General features: G+C 73.2%; 12 protein-coding genes. 5 read left to right on the top strand and 7 right to left on the bottom strand.

Going from position 1 to position 17,817, the window contains the following annotated elements:
• Nucleotides 1-15 precede the first annotated feature (15 nt).
• The 4 genes from AB0M76_RS12210 to AB0M76_RS12195 form a co-directional block, all read right to left on the bottom strand.
• Nucleotides 16-1,539, bottom strand: a complete 1,524-nt coding sequence (locus AB0M76_RS12210; RefSeq protein ID WP_365952802.1) for an LCP family protein — start codon at nucleotides 1,537-1,539, stop codon at nucleotides 16-18.
• A gap of 229 nt (nucleotides 1,540-1,768) precedes the next feature.
• The gene (locus AB0M76_RS12205) at nucleotides 1,769-3,505 is read right to left on the bottom strand and encodes an LCP family protein (RefSeq protein WP_365952801.1); all 1,737 of its coding nucleotides are present in this window, start codon (nucleotides 3,503-3,505) and stop codon (nucleotides 1,769-1,771) included.
• 224 nt (nucleotides 3,506-3,729) lie between these two features.
• The gene (locus AB0M76_RS12200) at nucleotides 3,730-4,938 is read right to left on the bottom strand and encodes an LCP family protein (RefSeq protein ID WP_365952800.1); all 1,209 of its coding nucleotides are present in this window, start codon (nucleotides 4,936-4,938) and stop codon (nucleotides 3,730-3,732) included.
• A 204-nt stretch (nucleotides 4,939-5,142) separates the two neighbouring features.
• Nucleotides 5,143-5,895, bottom strand: coding sequence for a TIGR03089 family protein (locus AB0M76_RS12195; protein ID WP_365952799.1), 753 nt, complete (start codon nucleotides 5,893-5,895; stop codon nucleotides 5,143-5,145).
• Nucleotides 5,896-6,035: 140 nt separating this feature from the next.
• Between AB0M76_RS12195 and AB0M76_RS12190 the strand changes: the two genes are divergently transcribed.
• Complete coding sequence (locus AB0M76_RS12190) at nucleotides 6,036-7,460, top strand: peptidoglycan recognition protein (protein WP_365952798.1); 1,425 nt, start codon at nucleotides 6,036-6,038, stop codon at nucleotides 7,458-7,460.
• Between the two features lie 149 nt (nucleotides 7,461-7,609).
• The gene (locus AB0M76_RS12185; RefSeq protein ID WP_365952797.1) at nucleotides 7,610-8,668 is read left to right on the top strand and encodes a DNA-3-methyladenine glycosylase 2 family protein; all 1,059 of its coding nucleotides are present in this window, start codon (nucleotides 7,610-7,612) and stop codon (nucleotides 8,666-8,668) included.
• An 11-nt stretch (nucleotides 8,669-8,679) separates the two neighbouring features.
• Here AB0M76_RS12185 and AB0M76_RS12180 read toward each other — a convergent pair whose 3' ends face one another.
• From AB0M76_RS12180 to AB0M76_RS12170, 3 genes are read right to left on the bottom strand one after another with little or no spacing between them, the layout of a single operon-like run.
• A complete protein-coding gene (locus AB0M76_RS12180; protein ID WP_365952796.1) occupies nucleotides 8,680-10,011 on the bottom strand; it encodes a coenzyme F420-0:L-glutamate ligase in 1,332 nt (443 codons plus the stop codon).
• Nucleotides 10,008-10,967 carry a 2-phospho-L-lactate transferase gene (cofD, locus tag AB0M76_RS12175; protein WP_365952795.1) on the bottom strand — a complete coding sequence of 320 codons (960 nt, stop codon included), beginning with the start codon at nucleotides 10,965-10,967 and terminating at the stop codon, nucleotides 10,008-10,010. Before cofD ends, AB0M76_RS12180 begins: the two co-directional genes overlap by 4 nt.
• Nucleotides 10,968-11,020: 53 nt before the next feature.
• Nucleotides 11,021-11,530: a cysteine dioxygenase family protein gene (locus tag AB0M76_RS12170; protein WP_365952794.1), complete on the bottom strand. Its 510-nt coding sequence runs from the start codon at nucleotides 11,528-11,530 to the stop codon at nucleotides 11,021-11,023.
• A gap of 646 nt (nucleotides 11,531-12,176) precedes the next feature.
• Between AB0M76_RS12170 and AB0M76_RS12165 the strand changes: the two genes are divergently transcribed.
• The 3 genes from AB0M76_RS12165 (at nucleotide 12,177) to AB0M76_RS12155 (ending at nucleotide 17,815) form a co-directional block, all read left to right on the top strand.
• A complete protein-coding gene (locus AB0M76_RS12165; protein WP_003983763.1) occupies nucleotides 12,177-12,440 on the top strand; it encodes a WhiB family transcriptional regulator in 264 nt (87 codons plus the stop codon).
• Between the two features lie 267 nt (nucleotides 12,441-12,707).
• A complete protein-coding gene (locus tag AB0M76_RS12160; protein WP_365952793.1) occupies nucleotides 12,708-16,340 on the top strand; it encodes a glycosyltransferase family 2 protein in 3,633 nt (1,210 codons plus the stop codon).
• Nucleotides 16,337-17,815 (top strand): DUF5719 family protein, encoded by a 1,479-nt coding sequence (locus AB0M76_RS12155; RefSeq protein ID WP_365952792.1) that lies wholly within the window; start codon nucleotides 16,337-16,339, stop codon nucleotides 17,813-17,815. Before AB0M76_RS12160 ends, AB0M76_RS12155 begins: the two co-directional genes overlap by 4 nt.
• Nucleotides 17,816-17,817 lie beyond the last annotated feature (2 nt).

The following is a 17,817-nucleotide window of genomic DNA, read 5'->3' as shown; positions in this document are numbered from 1 at the left end:
CTTCACGTGCAGGCGCTACCAGGTGAAGCCCGGCTGGATCGCCATGCACTCCTTGTCGTCGTCGCCGTTGAGCGGGCGGGCCGAGTCCGGAGCCTTGGTCGGGGCCGGCGGCGGCGGGGTCGGCGCGTTGCCGGTCCGCCAGTCCTTGCCGACGAACAGGACGATCCCGGTGACGTCGTCGGACTTCTCCACGGAGCTCGCCGGCAGGCCGAGCGCGGTGGCCACGGCCGCCGCGTCACCCGCCTGGTCCGGGCTCGAGAAGCGGATCACGGTGGTGTCCTCGGCCGCGGTCTGCGTGGTGGCGAGGGCCTTGGTGAAGCCCTTGCCGGCCAGGATGGCGGCGACGTCGTCGGCCCGGCCCTTGACCCGGGTCTGGGTGCCGTCCTTGCCGCCGGTCGCGTTGCGCACGGTGACCGGGATCTTCGCCGGAGGTGCGGCCGGGTCGGCGGCCGGCTGGGACGGGGCCGCGGGGGAGCCGGAGGCGGCGGGAGATCCGGAGGCGGCCGGCGCCCCCGGGGTGGCGGCCGGGTTCCCGGACCCCTTGCCGTCGAGCGCGATGTCCTCGCGGACCATCTGGAACAGGCCCTCGGCCTCGACCGGCTTGGGCTCGACCCGGCCCTCCTCGCGGGTGCTGTACACCCACGGCATGGTGGTCATGGTGATCCGCCCGGTGGGGACCTTCTTGAGCTCCATGCTGAGGTCGTACAGCTTGTCGATCTTGTTGAGGCCGGGGTCCACGACCATGGCCTTGATCGCCGCCTGCGCCAGGCTGTTGAGCTTCACCGGGTTGCTGAGCTTGGCGTTCTTGCGGAACTCGCGGGCCATCGAGTTCATGTACATGTGCTGGGCGTGGGTGCGGCCGAGGTCGGTGCCGTCCTCGAAGCCGTAGCGGGTGCGCAGCCACTGCAGGGCCTGCTCGCCCTGGATGGTGTTCGTCCCGGCGGGGAGCTTCAGGCCGGAGCCCTTGCCGTCCCTGGTGCGCGACTCCACGTTCTGCTGGACGCAGACCGGGACGCCGCCGATGGCGTCCGCCATCGTCACCACGCCCTTGAAGTCGATCATCATGAAGTGGTCGATCGGGATGTGCGTGAGCTCCTGCCAGGCGGCGACCGTGCAGCCCGGCCCGCCCCGGCTGAGGGACTCGTTGGTCTGGACGAGGCCCTTGCTGGCCTGGTGGACCTTGCCGCCCGGCTCGGTGCACTTCGGCATCATCAGCATCGTGTCGCGCGGCATCGACACGACCGACATGTTGCTGCGGTCCGCCGACAGGTGCAGCAGCATCTGCACGTCCGCGAGGGGCGGGCCGTCGAAGGTGTCGCTGGCCCCGCCGAGGGCCTGGTTGGCCGCGTCGTCACGGGCGTCGGAGCCGATGAGGAGGATGTTCAGCGGGGTCTGCCCGAAGGCGTTGGGCTTGGAGCCGCCCAGCTTGGTCTCGCCGAGGTTCAGGGCGTCGGTCTTGATGCTGCCGTTGAGGTGGCGGTAGTAGAGGTAGCCGCCCGCCGCCGTCGCGAGTATGAGGAACGACAGCACGGAGGACACCCAGCGCACCACGCGCCGACGTCCCCGCCGCTTGTGGCCGCTGCTGCCGGATCCGCCGCCGGATATGTCACCGCCGGGTTGGGCGGGCGCCCCCTCCCCTCGCACGCTGCTGTGCCTCACACGTCCCCCTCAAGATTCACTTCGTGTCGTGGTGTGCCGGTCCACCGGCACAGGCCGGCCCCGGCCGGACAGCCGGTCCGGGCTGTCCGGCCTTCTTGCCCTGCTCGGCCTACTTGGCGCAGACCGCCTTGTCGGCCTCGACCCGCTGAATGTCCTCCGGCGCCTTCTGCGGCGCCGTCAGCGAGACCCCCGCCCCCTTGTAGTCCGCGCCGAGCGTCAGCTTCATCGGGGTCTTGGGCGCGGCGTCCGCCGAGCCCATCTTCAGTGCCGTGGCCGGCAGGCCCATCATGTCGGCCAGCGCCCGGGCCTGGTCGGCCTGGTTGGGCGCGTACTCCAGCTGGGTCGCGTCGACCTTCGCGGGCGCATTGCCGCGGTTGCTGGCCTTGTTCACGCCCTTGCTGTTCTGCAGCCAGGTCAGGGTGGTGGAGGCCGATCCCCCGGGGCCGCCGCCGTTGTAGATATCCACCCGTACGTCGCCCGCGGGCGCGCGGTTGCCCTGGAGCAGGGCGTCCGCCTTGCCCTTCGCCTCCGCGTCGGCCGCGTCCTTCGCCGCCTGCTCCTTCTTCTCGACCTCCGTCAGCGAGACGTCGCCCTGGATCATCTTCAGCAGCGGATCGGCCAGGCGCTGGTCGACGACGACGGTCGCCTTCTTGCCCTCGGGCTCGGCCGGGTTGTCGAGCACCGGGAGCGTGGTGAAGGTGATGTTCTTCAGGTCCATGTCCTTCAACTCACCGGCGAGGTTGGTGAGTTTGTCGATGGATCCTATGCCCGAGTCCACGTTCAGCGACTTGGTGGCCGCCTCCGCGAGGGAGAAGAACTTCTTCGGACTGGTCAGCGTCTCCTTCGACTTCATCTCGCGCATCATCGAGCCCAGGAACTGCTGCTGGGTCTTGATCCGGTCGAGGTCGCCGTGGTTGCCGAACGAGTGCCGGGTCCGTACGAAGGCCAGGGCCTGCTCGCCCTGCAGCCGGTGCTCGCCGGCGTCCAGCTTCAGCTTGGAGTCCTTGTCGTCCACGGCCTTCGCCAGGCAGACCGGAACGCCGCCGACCGCCGTGCTCAGCACCTTCACCGCGTTGAAGTCGACCATCATGAAGTGGTCGATGGTGACCCCGGTGATCTCCTTCACCGTACGCATGGTGCAGCCCGGGTCGCGGCCCTCCTGCCCGAGGCTGATGTTGAACCGGGTCCCCTTCTCGCCGGGGATGGTCTTCGTCGTACCGTCGGGCTGCTTCGTCGGGCACGCCGGGATGTTCGTGATCAGGTCGCGCGGGATGGACAGCGCGGTGGCGTTGCTGCGGTCCTTGGCGACGTGGAACAGGATCGTGGTGTCGGCGTGGCCGACGCTCTCCGCATCCCCGTAGCCCTCGTTGCCCGCGCCGCTGCGCTTGTCGGTGCCGATGACCAGGATGTTGATGGGCTGGTCCTTCTTGAACCCGCCCGTGCCCGCATCGCCGACGTCGGTGACCTTGAGGTTGTTGTTCAGGTGGTCGTAGTAGAGGTACGCGCCCACCGAAGCACCGACCAGCAGGAAGGCCAGGGTGCCGCCGGTGACGACCAGGATCTTCTTGCGCCGGCCGCCGCCTCCGCCGCCCTTGCGCGGACGTCCGCCGCGCCGCCCGGGCGGACCCTCGCCGCGCCGCGGCCCGGGCACCGCCGGAGACGGGGCCTTGGGGGCTGCCGGCGCTCCGGGGCGGGCGGAGGACGGTCTGCGGGGCGCTGCGACCGAGGGCTGCTGCTGCGCAGCGGAGCGGTCCAGTCGCAGTTCGTAGTTGCCTGTGCGGGGATTGAGCACCCACTGGTCTGCGGGGTCGATCTCGTCCGCCCGCCCACGGCTTTGCGCATCCACGGTTGCTCGAATCCTCCGTCGGTGCCTCGCGACGCGCCTCCCCCAAGACGCCCGGTCAACGATCCGGCTGCTGGTGCACGGCCTCTTTGCTGGCCGGGGCACCGGATCGCTCACCCTATCCGGCCAGGTCAACTGCAAACCATGGTGGTGACAAATTCCACTCCCCTTATAACGGGCCAAACCCCCCAACCCCTTCTGTTCGGGCACCGCCTTTTGGGATTGCTTTACCGGCAATCGGCCGTGCCCGCCGTGGTTCCCGTGAAGGTGGGGACGGGAGCCGGGGCGGAGCCGGTTCCCGACGGGGGTGCGGAGGCCTCGGGTTCGGCGGCGCGGGCGGTCTCCCGGCGCCGTTCGGTTTCGGCCGTCGGCGGGGTCACCTTCAGCGGCCTGTCCGTCCGCAGCTGCTCGAAGAGCCGGTCCGCGTCCGGCTGCACCAGCTCGTCCCGGTTCGGGTCGGCGGCGTACGGGCGGCGGGGCACCGTCAGGAACTTGACCTGCTCGGCCGGTATGTCCCGGATGCCCCGAACCAGTTCGTACAGGTCGCGCAGCGAGGCCAGCCCCGGGTCCGTGGTCACCGAGGAGGTCGCCGCGTCCAGCAGGGGGTACAGCCGGCCCGGGTTCAGCAGGACCCCGTTGCTCTGCACCTTCTTGACCAGCGAGCCGAGGAACTGCTGCTGGCGCTCCATCCGTTCGGTGTCGCTGCCGTCGCCCAGGCTGTAGCGGGCGCGCACGAAGCCGAGGGCCTGCTCCCCGTGCAGGGTCTGCAGGCCGGCCGGGAGCTTCAGCTTCGCCTCGGGGTCGTTCATCGGCTGCTTGAGGCAGACCTCCACCCCGCCGACCGCGTCGACCATCTTCTTGAACCCGCCGAAATCCACCACCATGTGGTGGTCGATCCGGATTCCGGTGAACTTCTCCACCGTACGGATCGTGCAGGCGGCCCCGCCCCACTGGAACGCCCAGTTGAACTGAGCGAGCCGCTCGGTGGTCCGGCTCCCGCCCTCCGTCAGGCAGGCGGGGATCTGCGTCATCAGGTCCCGGGGTATCGAGACCGCCGTCGCGCTCCTGCGGTCGGCGGGCAGGTGCAGCAGGATCGCGGTATCCGAGCGCTCGGTGCCCCGGTCCGGCCCGTACCGGGCGTTCTCCTCACCGGAGCGCGAGTCCGAGCCGATCAGCAGAATGTTCTGCGCGCCGCCCGCGAGGTGCGTGGGGCGCTCCCGCTCGTAGCGCTCGAGCTCGGCCGCCGCGGACGTGTCCTCGGTGATGTTCGCGTCGAGCTTGCGGTAGAGCCACCAGCCGGTGGCCGCCCCGGCCAGGACCAGCAGGGCCAGCCCGAGCCCGATCCAGCGCAGCAGACGGCGCCGGCGGCCGCGCGGAGGCTTCGAGGAGCCTCCGCCGGCCCGGGTGCCGCCCGGTATGCCTGCGCTGTCCGTCACTCGCGTTCCGTCCCCTCGCCGCACCGGCTGTGTCGGTGACATGTGCGGGCCGTACGGGTGGATGCACGGCCTCTGCCGATCGTGCCCCCGGCCCGTCGGGGCGGCCCGGGGGCAGGCCCCTGTCTAGGGCCATGCGGGTGACAGATCGCCCGGCCCTGCCGTTGGGCGGAGTGGGTGACGGCGCAGCCCCGCGCCAGGACCCCGTCAGGCGGCGGTGTGGGTGACGCGCTCGCTCTCGGTCCGCTGCGCCAGACCGTCCGCCGGCAGCCGGTCCAGGTTCCGGCACAGCACCACGGACCCGCCCGCCGCCAGCGCGGCGAACAGCCCCGCCGACAGCCCGTCCCAGCTGTCGTAGCCGAGCCCGGACAGCAGCCGCGAACCCGCGCCGAGGCCGAGCTTCGCGGCGTCCTCGCGGGCGCGCTCGACGATCCGTACGTACGAGAGCTCCTCGCCGCCGACCACCAGCCCCGGGCCGTTCGCGTCCACGGGGACGAACGGGGCGAACCGGTCGCCCTGCCCCGGCACCTCCACCGCGTAGTCCGCGAACCCGGCGGGCGGCTGCGGGAAGCGCCCGCCCAGCGGCCGCAGCGCGAGCGCGACCCGCTCGCCGGAGCAGGCTGCGGCCTCCTCCAGGGTGTCGGGCCCGCTCACCACCAGATCGGCGTCGGCCGGATCCCCGCCCACCTCGGCGACGACCCCGACCGAGGCACAGGCGAGCAGCCACACGGCGCTCTGCCAGTGCGCGGGGAGCAGCAGTGCGAGCCGGTCACCGGGCTCGGCGCCCAGATCGCCCTGGAGCAGATTGGCTGTCTTGGCCACCCAATTGGCGAAGGTGGCGACGGACAATTCGACGCGCTCGCCCGTGGCGTCGTCGTAGAAGGTGACGAGAGGGCGGCCCGGATCGGCGGCGAGCGCGGATCGCAGCAGGTCGGCAGGGGTGCGGTCAGTGGCGTTCACCCGCCCCAGCCTACGCGCGGGCCCTCGCCCGTACGGCGGGCACCGGGTCCTCCGTACGGACGAGGGACACGCGCCCCGGATCGGACGGGCCGTCAGTTCTCCGATGGCGCTTCGTGGTGAGTGTGCTCAGCATCGCTTTCATGCATGGATTCCTTGCTTCCTCGATCGGTGTCGCGACGGCCGCAGCCCTGGCCCTGCCGCTCGCGCTCTCCACTCCGGCCCTGGCCGCGCCGTCCATGAGCGCGGCCGCCCCCGTGGCCCCAGCCGGGTCCACCCAGTCGCTGCCGCTCGCCCCGCTGGGGCCCGCGGCCGACCGGTCCCCCGGCGTCCCCGGCATGAGCGCCTCGCCGCGGCTGCCCGAGACCCAGGTTCTGCCGCCGCGCGAGGTCAAGAGGTTCTCGCTGGTCGGCGTCGTCTGGGACGACGCGAGCACCCAGCTGTTCGGCCGGGTCCAGGTCCGCACCCGCGCGGTGGCGACCGGGACCTGGTCCGACTGGCAGGACGTCGAGACCCACAACAGCGAACACGCCCCCGACCTCGGAAGCGCGGAGAGCGGCACCGGCCGGGTCCGCGGCAGCACGGCCCCGCTGTGGGTCGGCGACTCCGACGGGGTCGAGGTCCGCGTCCAGGCGGAACCCGGAGCCCCGGCCCCCCGCGCGGCGGCCCGGCTCCCGTCCGGCATGCGGATCGAACTCATCGACCCGGGCGCGACGGACCCGGTGACGGTGGTCGACGCCAAGAACGGCGCCTCGGGCACGTCCGACGAGCCCGAGGGCGACGAAAAGGGCGACGTGGAGGCCCCGCCGGGCATGACCATGGAGACGGCGGAGTCCTCCTCCGCGAACGTCCCGCTGGCCCCGCTCGGCGCGAAGGAGATCGCCGAGCTCAACAAGGCGGACTCCACCGCCGACGCGGTCCTCGCCAGCGACGGCACCCTCAGCGCGGCGGCCCGCCCGTACATCGGCCCGCGGCCGCGGATCGTCACGCGGCTGGGCTGGGGCGCGGACGAATCCCTGCGCGAGGCGGGCTTCGTCTACACGAGCACGGTCAAGGCGGCCTTCGTCCACCACAGCGCCTCGGGCAACAACTACACCTGCAAGGACGCCCCGAAGGTGCTGCGCAGCCTGTACCGCTACCACGTGGTCAGCAGCGGCTGGCGCGACATCGGCTACAACTTCGCCGTCGACAAGTGCGGCACGGTGTACGAGGGCCGGGCGGGCGGCGTCGCCAAGGCGGTGCAAGGCGCGCACACCATGGGCTTCAACACGGACAGCATGGGCATCGCGGTGATCGGCACGTACACGACCACCGCGCCGCCCGCTGCCGCGGTGAAGGCGGTGGCCCAGCTGACGGCGTGGAAGCTCGGGCTGTTCAACCGGGACCCGCGGGCGAAGACCACCCTGAAGTCGGGCGGCGGCAACCTCTTCGCGAAGGGCACGAACGTGAAGCTGAACGTCATCTCGGGCCACCGCGACGGCTTCGCCACGGAATGCCCGGGCAAGCTCCTGTACGGCCAACTCCCCCCGACCCGCACCTCATCGGCCAAGCTCCAAGGCCGGCCCTAGCAAGATCTGGATCCGCCGGCGCCCGAGGCGCGGAGGTCCGGGGCAGAGCCCCCAGCAGCAGCGCCGCAGCCGTGCGGGGTCCGGGCGGAGCCCGGGGAAAGCTGGAACGGCGGGTGGGGGACCGGCCCCGCAGGGCTACGCTCAATGGCATGGCCGGCCGCTTCGACCCCCTCACCCGCACCGCCGTCCGCGGCGGCCGCACCACCGTGCCCGCAGCGGCAGCGGCAGCGGCAGCCGCAGCCACCGCCGGGCCCGGCGTCGAAACCGGGCCCGCCACGACCGGGGCCCGGGCCCTGGCCCGAACCTGGACCCCCGCGGGGGTCGTCGACCTCGGGCTCACGCTCGGCCCGCTCAGACGCGGCCCCGGCGACCCCACCTTCCGCACCACCCCCGACGGCTCCGTCTGGAAGACCACCCGCACCCCCCAGGGCCCGGCCACCCTCCGCGTGGCACTGAGCCAAGGCACCGGTACCGCCGAAGCAGAGGCCTGGGGCCCCGGCGCCGAGTGGATGCTCGACGGCCTCCCCGCCCTCCTCGGCGACGGCGACGACCCCGCCGCCTTCGTCCCCCGCCACCGCCTCCTGCACGCCAGCCACCGCCGCCGCCCCGGCCTGCGCCTCACCCGTACCGGACTGGTCCTGGAGTCCCTGATCCCGACCGTCCTGGAGCAGAAGGTCACCGCCGACGAGGCGTACCGCGCCTGGCGGCGCCTGGTGTGCCAGTACGGGGAGCCCGCTCCCGGCCCCGAGCACGGCCCGCAGGGCCTGTACGTCATGCCCGGCGCCCGGACCTGGGCGCTGATCCCGTCCTGGGACTGGCACAAGGCCGGCGTCGACGCCAAGCGCTCTGCCGCGATCGTCCGCTGCGCCCGTGTGGCGAACCGGCTGGAGGAGGCCGCCGCGATGGAGCTCCCGCAGGCCGCCGCCCGGCTGGAGGCCGTACCCGGCATCGGCCCGTGGACCTCCGCCGAGACCCTCCAGCGCAGCAACGGCGCCGCCGACGCGGTCACCACCGGTGACCTGCACCTGCCCGGCATCATCGGCTACGCCCTCGCCGGGAACCGGGACGCCGACGACGCCGCCATGCTGGAGCTGCTCGCCCCGTACGCCGGCCAGCGCCACCGCGCGGCCCGCCTGATCCTCCTCGCGGGCCACGCGCCGCCCCGCCGCGCCCCGAGGATGCGGAAGACGGACATCGGGAAGCTCTGACCGGCCGCCCGCTACCGGACCTCGATGAATTCGTCCGCCGACCGCGCCGGCCGCTCCCGGGGGGCCTCGGCCGCGTGGCCCACGGCCACCGTGCCCATCGGGTCCCAGCCCTGCGGCAGCCCGAGCACCTTGCGCACCACGTCCCGGCAGAACATCGTCGAGGACACCCACGCCGAGCCCAGCCGCTCCCCGGCCAGCGCGACGAGGAAGTTCTGCACGCCCGCGCCCATCGCGACCACGAACATCTCCCGCTCCGCCGCATCGCGCCGGGCGTGCCCGTAGTCGTGCGCGCCGTCCGTCACCATGCACGGCACCACCAGGTACGGGGCCTGGCGCAGCACGTCCCCGCGCCGCACCCGCTTGGCGATGGACTCCTCGGACTTGCCGTCCCGCCGCAGGTCCTCGACCCACGCGTCCCGCATCGCGTCCAGCAGCTCCAGCCGCGCCGCCGCCGACTCGAGCAGGACGAACCGCCACGGCGTCGTGTGGTGCGGCGCCGGGGCCGTCACGGCCGCCGCCACCGCCCGGCGGACCGCGCCCGGGTCCACCGGCTCCGCCGTGAAGGCCCGTACCGTACGGCGCTGCGTCACGGCTTCCCGTACCGCCTCCGAGGTGCCCAGCCGGAACATGTCGTCGGCCGGCGAGCGCACCAGGTCGGCCGCCGCCGAACCCTCGCCCAGTACGTGCCCCAGTCCGCGTACGACCGCCACCGGCAGCCCGGCCGCCTTGCCCTTGACCAGGTCTCCGGCCGCGGCCAGCTCGTCCGCCGTGGCCACTATCGTCGCGCTCAGCGGATTGCCGTGGGTGTCCGTACCGCCGCGCAGGTCGTCCAGGACCCGCACCCCGGCCGAGCCGATCGCCACGTCCGTGAGCCCGGTGCGCCACGGCCGCCCGAAGGTGTCGGTCACGATGACGCCCACGTCGACGGACAGCAGCTCGCGCAGGCCGGCGCGGATCGCGGCGGCCGAGGCGTCGGGGTCCTCGGGCAGCAGCAGCACCGTGCCCGGCTCGGTGTTCGAGGCGTCGACGCCGGCCGCCGCCATGACCAGCCCCTGCCGGTTCTCGACGATCCGCAGCGGGCCCCGGCGCGCGACGACCCGTACGGTCTCCGCGTCTATGGCGTCCTCGCGGGAATCGGCGCGGACGATCCGGCCCTCCGCCTTGGAGACGATCTTCGAGGTGACCAGCAGGACGTCCCCGTCCCGCAGCCCCGGCCCGGCCGCAGCGATGAGCCGCGCGAGGTCGTCGCCGGGGCGGACCTCCGGGATCCCGGCGACGGCGCGCACCTCGTACGAGGGATACGAGGGAACGGAGGGAACGGAGGGAACGGAGGGGACGCTCACCGGGAAGCCTCCGCGAGCTCCAGCGCGGCGCGCGCCATCGCGGCGGTGGCGGCCAGGTCGGTCATCATCAGCGGCACCGCGCGGCAGGCGATCCCGGCGGCCTCCACCTCGGCGACCGCGTCCGCGTCGGAGGTGTCCACGAGCCAGCCGTCGAGCAGGTCGCTCCCGTAGTGCAGGGCGACGGCTGCGGCGGTGGACTCGACGCCGACGGCGGCGAGCACCTTGTCGGCCATCCCGCGCACGGGCGCGCCCCCGACGATGGGGGAGAGGCCGACGACGGGCGCCCCGGCAGTGGCCACGGCCTCGCGGATGCCGGGAACGGCGAGGATGGTGCCGACCGAGACGACCGGGTTGGACGGCGGGAGGACGATCAGGTCGGCGGCCGCGACGGCCTCGAGCACGCCGGGAGCGGGCTTGGCCTGCTCGGCGCCGACGGGTACGACGGCCTCGGCGTCGAGCGAGGCGCGCAGCCGGACCCAGTACTCCTGGAAGTGGATGACGCGGCGTTCGCCGGTGTCGGGGTCGTTCACGGCGACGTGGGTCTCGACACGGTCGTCGGACATGGGCAGCAGCCGGACCCCGGGCTGCCAGCGGTCGCAGAGCGCCTCGGTGACGGCGCTCAGCGGGTAGCCCGCGCCGAGCATCTGCGTACGGACGATGTGGGTGGCGAAGTCGCGGTCGCCGAGGCCGAACCAGGTGGGTCCGACCCCGTACGCCGCGAGCTCCTCCTTGACGGTGAAGGACTCGTCGGTGCGGCCCCAGCCCTGGTCCTCGTTGATGCCACCGCCGAGGGTGTACATCACCGTGTCCAGATCGGGGCACACCTTCAGCCCGAACAGGTGAATGTCGTCACCGGTGTTGCCGATGACCGTGATGTCCGCGTCGGGAACCGCCGACTTGAGTCCGCGGAGGAAACGGGCGCCGCCGATGCCGCCGGCCAGAACAACAATGCGCATGCAGCGCAGTCTGTCAGGCGCGGCCCGGCCAGGTCGGACGTGGTCCGGTCGCGTCAGACGGAAAGGGCCTCGGGCCGGGCCGGGGAGCAGTTGTGCATCGGCATCTCGGTCAGGCCCGGGAAGTAGACGTGCAGGCTGACCGCTCCGTCGAGGCCGTCGTTGACGACTTCGTGGGCGTACCCGGGGGCGAAGACGCGCTGGGAGCCGGCGCCGAGGGCGAGCGGTCCGCGCGGGCCGTGCTCGGTGAGCTCGCCGTCGAGGACGGTCAGGACGCCGGAGGAGGAGCCGTGGTCGTGCAGGCCGCTGCCCTGGCCGGGGACCCAGCTGAGCAGCCAGACCTCGTAGCCGGGGCCCGTGCGCAGCCGGTGGTACCAGCGGGTGGTGGCGTCGTACTCGACCAGGTGCCCCCACTCGGCGCGGTTCGCGGCGATGGTGCGCGCGAGGCCGGCGAACTCGGCGACGGTGGCCGGGTGCTCGCGGGCGGGCTGCAGGAGGTGCTGGACGGAGAGGATGTCGCCGGCGATCTGGAGGTCGCTCTCGACGGATACGGGAGTGGTGTTCATCGGGGAGTCCTCGATGGATGTCAGTCGTGCTGGCGGTCGCTGTGGGGGTGGCCGGAGCTCAGGGGAGCCGGGGCTCCGAAGGCATCAACAGCAGCAACAGCAACAGCGAACCTGGGCAGCGCACAGGAACCCACGAATGGGGGTCCGGGTGGCTGCTGAGGTCACTGACATGGGAACAAGGAGACCGGGTCGGGGGCCGGACTGTCAACCCAATGCCTCGTTTGTCGCGAAAGTTTCATCTGATCCGGTTGCTGTGCTCGGAGAAAGGTTTGTGCATACCGATGCAGGGGAGGTGGCGCTCCACGTCACGCCGGAGCCCGCCGAACCGCCCGGACGACGACACGCCGCTCCGTGACCGGAATGTGATCCGTGCCGCTTCTTTGGCTTGATCGCAACCACACCGCGGAGTGGCACGTCGATTGCGGGTGAACAGGGGCACAGTGGGGCGCCAGTGGCATGTGTCACGATTTTTGGCGATATGAACACTTTCTGCATACGCTTGGTTCCGCAGAGTGAATAAGGGGCCCAATAGCAGATCTCGGCTTGACTGCGCTGGAGCGGCCCACTTGTAATTTCACTCGTGTCGTTACGTAGCGATCAGTAACGGCACCACCACGGGGACGCACAGACAGAGCGAGGGGCGCACATGACCGAGCTGTTTCAGGAACTGCTGGTCGAGGAGGCGGACGAAGAGCTCGGATGGCAGGAGCGCGCTCTTTGCGCCCAGACCGACCCCGAGTCCTTCTTTCCCGAGAAGGGCGGCTCCACCCGCGAGGCCAAAAAGGTCTGCCTCGCCTGCGAAGTCCGCTCCGAATGCCTCGAGTACGCCCTCGCCAACGACGAGCGATTCGGCATCTGGGGCGGCCTGTCCGAGCGCGAACGCCGACGGCTGAAAAAAGCAGCCGTCTGAGTACGCAGCGCAACACGGAGCAACACAGCGCAACACTGGGCAACACCGGTCGGTACGCAGAACACGCTCCGGAACAAAGCTTCAGAACAAAGCAATGAGCAGAGCAAACGGTCCGCCTCCTGCACCTTCCCCGCAGGAGGCGGACCGCTGTGTTCCCAGCCGTTAGTGTGGGGCGCTGTCCAGCAGCCTCCGGGAGCACAACCACCCCCGGACCCACTCCCCGGACCGCGTCCGGGGGGACCCCCAGGCCGGAGGGCCAGTAGAGCGATGTCCCTGCACAGCCAGTCGACGGCCTCCCACCAGGCTGCCGCCACACCCGAGTTCCCCCGGCACGTGGTCACCGCGGTCCTCGTCACCCACGACGGCGCCCGCTGGCTGCCCAGGACGCTCGCCGGCCTCCTCGGCCAGGAACGCCCTGCGCAGAGCCATGTCGCCGCCGACACCGGCAGCGCCGACGAATCCGCGCGCCTGCTCGGCGAGGCCCTCGGCGAGGACCGCGTCCTCCACCTCGCCCGCCGCACCGGCTTCGGCGCCGCCGTCGACGAAGCCGCCCGCACCGCCGGCACCCTGAGCCCCGAAGACCTCCCGTACCTCAAGCGCCCCAGCGGCTGGGACCCCGTCAGCCGCACCTGGCGCGACGACGCCTACGACCTCCCCGAACTTCCCCACGGCGAACCCGTCCAGTGGCTCTGGCTGCTCCACGACGACAGCGCCCCCGAGCCCGACGCCCTCACCGAACTGCTGCGCGTCGCCGAGGACAACCCCGACGCCGCAGTCATCGGCCCCAAGCTGCGCGGCTGGTACGACAAGAAGCAGCTCCTCGAAGCCGGCGTCACCATCGCCCGCAGCGGCCGCCGCTGGACCGGCCTCGACCGCCGCGAACAGGACCAGGGCCAGCACGACCAGGTCCGCCCCGTCCTGTCCGTCTCCACCGCCGGCATGCTCGTGCGCCGCGACGTGTACGAGGCCCTCGGCGGCTTCGACCGCCGCCTGCCCCTCATGCGCGACGACGTCGACCTCTGCTGGCGCGCCCAGAGCGCCGGCCACACCGTCCTCGTCGCCCCCGACGCCGTCCTGCGGCACGCCGAGGCCTCCGCCCGCGAACGCCGCACCGTCGACTGCGCCGGACGTACGAGCGCCAGCCCGCACCGCGTGGACAAGGCCGGCGCCGTCTACACGGTGCTCGCCAACAGCTCCGGCCGCGCCCTGCCGTACGTCCTGCTGCGCCTCCTCGTCGGCACCGTGCTCCGCACCCTCGCCTACCTCGTCGGGAAGGCCCCCGGGCAGGCCGTCGACGAGATCACCGGCCTCCTCGCCACCCTGCTGCGCCCCGGCCGGATCCTCGGCGCCCGCCGCAGACGGGGCCGCCCCGCCGTCCCCGCCAAGGAACTGCGCCCCCTGTTCCCGCCGCCCGGCGCGAGCCTGCGGGCCAACGCCGAACAGCTCGCCGGGTACTTCGGCGGCGACCGCGACACCGACACGGCCGCCATCGGCCGGCACGGCGGAGCCGTCGAGTCCGGCCCCGGCGGCGACGACGCCGACTACCTCGAGATCGAACAGTTCGCGCGCCTCAAGCGGATCGCCCGCAACCCCGCGCCCGTCCTCTTCGCCCTCCTCCTGCTCGTCTCCGTCATCGCCTGCCGCGCCCTGCTCGGCGGCGGCTCCCTCATGGGCGGCGCCCTGCTGCCCGCCCCCGACAGCGGGCTCGCCCTCTGGCGCAGCTACACCGACGACTGGCAGCCCGTCGCCGCCGGCTCCACCGCCGGAGCGCCCCCGTACCTCGCCGTCCTCGGCGCCTTCGCCACCCTGCTGTTCGGCTCCACCAGCGCGGCGCTGACCCTGCTGCTGGTCTGCTCGGTCCCGCTCGCCGGGCTCACCGCCTACTTCGCCTCCCGGCCGCTCGTCGACTCCCGGCTGCTGCGCGCCTGGGCCGCCGTCGCCTACGCCTTCCTGCCCGCCGTCACCGGCGCCCTCGCCGGCGGCCGCCTCGGCACCGCAGTCCTCGCGATCCTGCTCCCGCTCATCGCCCGCTCGGCGGTCGCCGCCTTCGGGTTCGGAGGAGCCGAAGGCGACCGGGGCAGCCGGCGCCCGGTGTGGACGTACACCCTCCTGCTGACCCTGGCCACCGCCTTCACCCCCGTCGTGTGGCTGCTGGCCGCCGTCCTCGGCACCGCCGCCCTCGTGCTGCGCCGCGCCGAGTGGAAGACGTACGGCCTGCGGCTGCCGGCCACCCTCGCCGTCCCGCTCCTCGTGCTCGCCCCCTGGTCCCTGACCCTGCTCATGCACCCCGGCCGGCTCCTGCACGAGGCCGGCCTGCCGTACGGATCCGGCTCGGCCACCGCCCTGGACCTCCTCGGCATCAGCCCCGGCGGCCCCCGTACCGCCGGCGGCCTGCTGCTCATCGGCATCGTCCTCGCCGCCCTGGCCGCCCTGCTGCGCGCCGAGCGCCGGTTCGCCGTCCGCACCGCCTGGGCCGCCGCCCTGGCCGCCCTGCTCCTGGCCGTCGTGGTCAACCGGAGCGGCTGGGCCGGGCCCGCCACCCTCGTCTACGGACTGGCCCTCCTCGCGGCCGCCGCCGTCGGCGCCGAGGGGGCCAAGGAACGCGTCGCCGCCAGCAGCTTCGGCTGGCGCCAGCCGCTGGCCGCGCTGATCGCGCTCGGCGCCGTCGCCGGCCCGCTGCTCGGCGCCGCCGGCTGGATGATCAGCGGCGCCGACGGCCCGCTGGAGCGGCGCGACCCGGTCCAGGTCCCCGCGTTCGTCGCCGAGGAGAGCGGCACCCGCGACCAGGCCCGCACCCTCGTCCTCGGCGGTACCTCGCCCGCCACCGTCTCCTACACCCTGGTCCGCGGCTCCGGCGGCCGCCTCGGCGACGCCGAACTCGCCGCCGCGGCCGGCAGCAGCCCCCAGCTCGACAAGGTCGTCTCCAGCCTCGTCGCCGGCTCCGGCGCCGACCAGACCGACCAGCTCAGCGGCTTCGCCATCCGCTACATCCTGGTCCGCGACGGGGCCCCGCAGCAGATGCGCAAGGTCCTCGACGCCACCCCTGGCCTCAGCCGCCTCAGCCAGCTCGACGGCAGCGCCCTGTGGCGCGTGGACCGCCAGGTCGCCCGCGCCGCCATCGTCTCCGGCAAGCCGGGCGAGGCCCCCATCCCGGTCGCCTCCGGCCCCGTCGAGGCCCACACCAAGATCCCGGCGGGCGAGGCGGGCGGTGCCGGTCGAGTGTTGCGTATCGCAGACCGGGCCGCCCCCGGCTGGCAGGCCACCCTCGACGGAAAGCCCCTCAAGCCCAAGACCCTCGACGGCTGGGCACAAGGCTTCGAACTGCCCGCCGCCGGCGGCCGCCTCGACCTCGTCCACGAGGACGCGCTGACCCGGACCGCCTGGCACTGGGCCCAGGGCCTGCTCGCGCTCGTGCTGCTCGTGATGGCCCTGCCCGGCCGCCGGACGAGCCTCGACGACGACCTGCCCGAGGAGGAGGCGGAGGCCGCCTACGGGTCCGCCGCGGGCGAGGCCGGAGAGGGCCGCCGGGCCCGCCGGCTGCGCGCCGAGGCGGAGTCCGCGGCTGCCGCGACGGCCGCCGCCGAGGAGCCCTCGGGCGCGGTCGCCGATCCGTACGCGGAGATCCCGGCGCAGCCGGTGTACGGGAAGGAGACGTACGCCTACCAGGCCTACGGCGACCAGAGCTACGCGTACGACCAGCAGCCCCAGCAGCCGTACGTGCCGGCGCCCGCCCAGGCCCCGGAGCACGAGCAGTACCCCTACCCGCAGCAGGGCTACGACGACCCGCAGGGGTACCCGCAGCAGCCTCAGCAGCAGCCGTACCCCTACCCGCCGTACGAGCAGCCGTACGACACCTACGGACAGCACGACCCGCGTCCGGACGGGAGCCCCCAGCAGTGAAGCAGCGCGCACCCCTGACGCTGGCGGCGGTGGCCGCGGCCCTGGCGGCCGTCACCGGCGTCGGATACCTCACCGCCCCCGCCGCCCCGGCCGCCGACGACCGGACGGCGGCCGCGGCCCGGATGCCGGTGGAGCGGTCCGCGCTGGTCTGCCCGGCGCCCAGCTCCTCGGACATCGCGGAGACCACGTACACGGCGATCACCCCCGGCGCCGCCGGGGGCGGCAAGGGCACGGCCCGCCTCCTCGGCGCGACCAAGGAGGCCAAGCCGGTGCTCGAGCTCAAGGAGCGCGGCAAGCCGGCCGGGGCCGCCGCCTCCGGCGCGGAGGCGCCCGCACTGGTGGGTGTCGCCGACGGGATCCTGGCCCCCGGCTGGACCGCGCAGCAGACCACGAAGGTCTCGGTCGGCCGGGCGCGCGGCGTCCTCGGCGTCGGCTGCACCGCGCCCGGCACCGACTTCTGGTTCCCCGGCGCGAGTACGGCCAAGGGGCGCGAGGACTACGTGCACCTCACCAACCCGGACGACACCGCGGCCGTGATCGACATCAAGATGTTCGGCCCGGACGGGGCGGTCAAGTCCGAGGGCGGCACCGGCGAGAACATCCGGATCGACCCCAAGTCCACCAAGTCCGTCTCGCTGGCCTCCCTCGCCCCCGGCGCCCAGCTCGCGGACGTCACCGCCCATGTGACGACCCGGGCGGGCCGGGTCGGCGCCTCCGTGCAGGTCGGCGAGGAGGGGGTGGGCGCCGACTGGCTGCCGGCCTCCACCGACCCGGCGGGCTCGCTGGTGCTGCCCGGGATCCCGACGGACGCCACCTCCGTACGGCTGGTCGCCTTCGCGCCGGGCGAGGAGGACGCGGACCTCACCGTCAAGCTGGCCGGGCCGAACGGCTCGATCAGCCCGGCGGGCAACGAGCAGCTGCACCTCAAGGGCGGCATGACGACGAGCCTCGACCTGAAGGACGTGACCCGCGGTGAGGCGGGCTCGCTCCTGCTGGCCCCGGCGAACGACAAGAAGGCCGTGCCGGTGGTGGCGGCCGTCCGCGTGGTCCGCGGCAGCGGCGCCAAGCAGGAACTGGGCTTCGTCCCCGCGACCGGGCCGGTGGGGACGCGCGCCACGGTCGCCGACAACCGGGCCGACGAGAACGCGACGGTGCTCTCGCTGACGGCGGCGGGCGGAACCGACGCGAAGGTGAAGGTGACGGCCTCGCCGGGCACCGAGGCAGGGGAGCCGGCCTCGAAGGAGGTCACGGTCAAGGCGGGCACGACGCAGACGGTGTCACTGGCCCCGGCCGGGGCCAAGGGCGCCTACGCGCTGACGGTCGAGACCGTCTCCGGCGGCCCCGTGTACGCGGCCCGCACCCTGACCCTGCCCCACGAGGGCACCCCGATGTTCACGATCCAGCCGCTGTCGTACGACCACGCGATGGTCTCGGTCCCCAAGGCCACCCAGGACCTCACGGTCCTGACCGACTAGGC

Source organism: Streptomyces sp. NPDC051364 (assembly GCF_040682115.1).
Lineage (GTDB): Bacteria > Actinomycetota > Actinomycetes > Streptomycetales > Streptomycetaceae > Streptomyces.
The sequence above is the reverse complement of the archived record's forward strand: the minus strand, read 5'-3'. Positions and strand labels throughout refer to the sequence as shown.

Coding starts and splice junctions, on each gene's coding strand:
- AB0M76_RS12190 (WP_365952798.1), top strand. CDS start 6,036: ATGCATGGATTCCTTGCTTCCTCGATCGGTGTCGCGACGGCCGCAGCC.
- AB0M76_RS12185 (WP_365952797.1), top strand. CDS start 7,610: ATGGCCGGCCGCTTCGACCCCCTCACCCGCACCGCCGTCCGCGGCGGC.
- cofD (WP_365952795.1), bottom strand. CDS start 10,967: ATGCGCATTGTTGTTCTGGCCGGCGGCATCGGCGGCGCCCGTTTCCTC.
- AB0M76_RS12170 (WP_365952794.1), bottom strand. CDS start 11,530: ATGAACACCACTCCCGTATCCGTCGAGAGCGACCTCCAGATCGCCGGC.
- AB0M76_RS12165 (WP_003983763.1), top strand. CDS start 12,177: ATGACCGAGCTGTTTCAGGAACTGCTGGTCGAGGAGGCGGACGAAGAG.
- AB0M76_RS12160 (WP_365952793.1), top strand. CDS start 12,708: ATGTCCCTGCACAGCCAGTCGACGGCCTCCCACCAGGCTGCCGCCACA.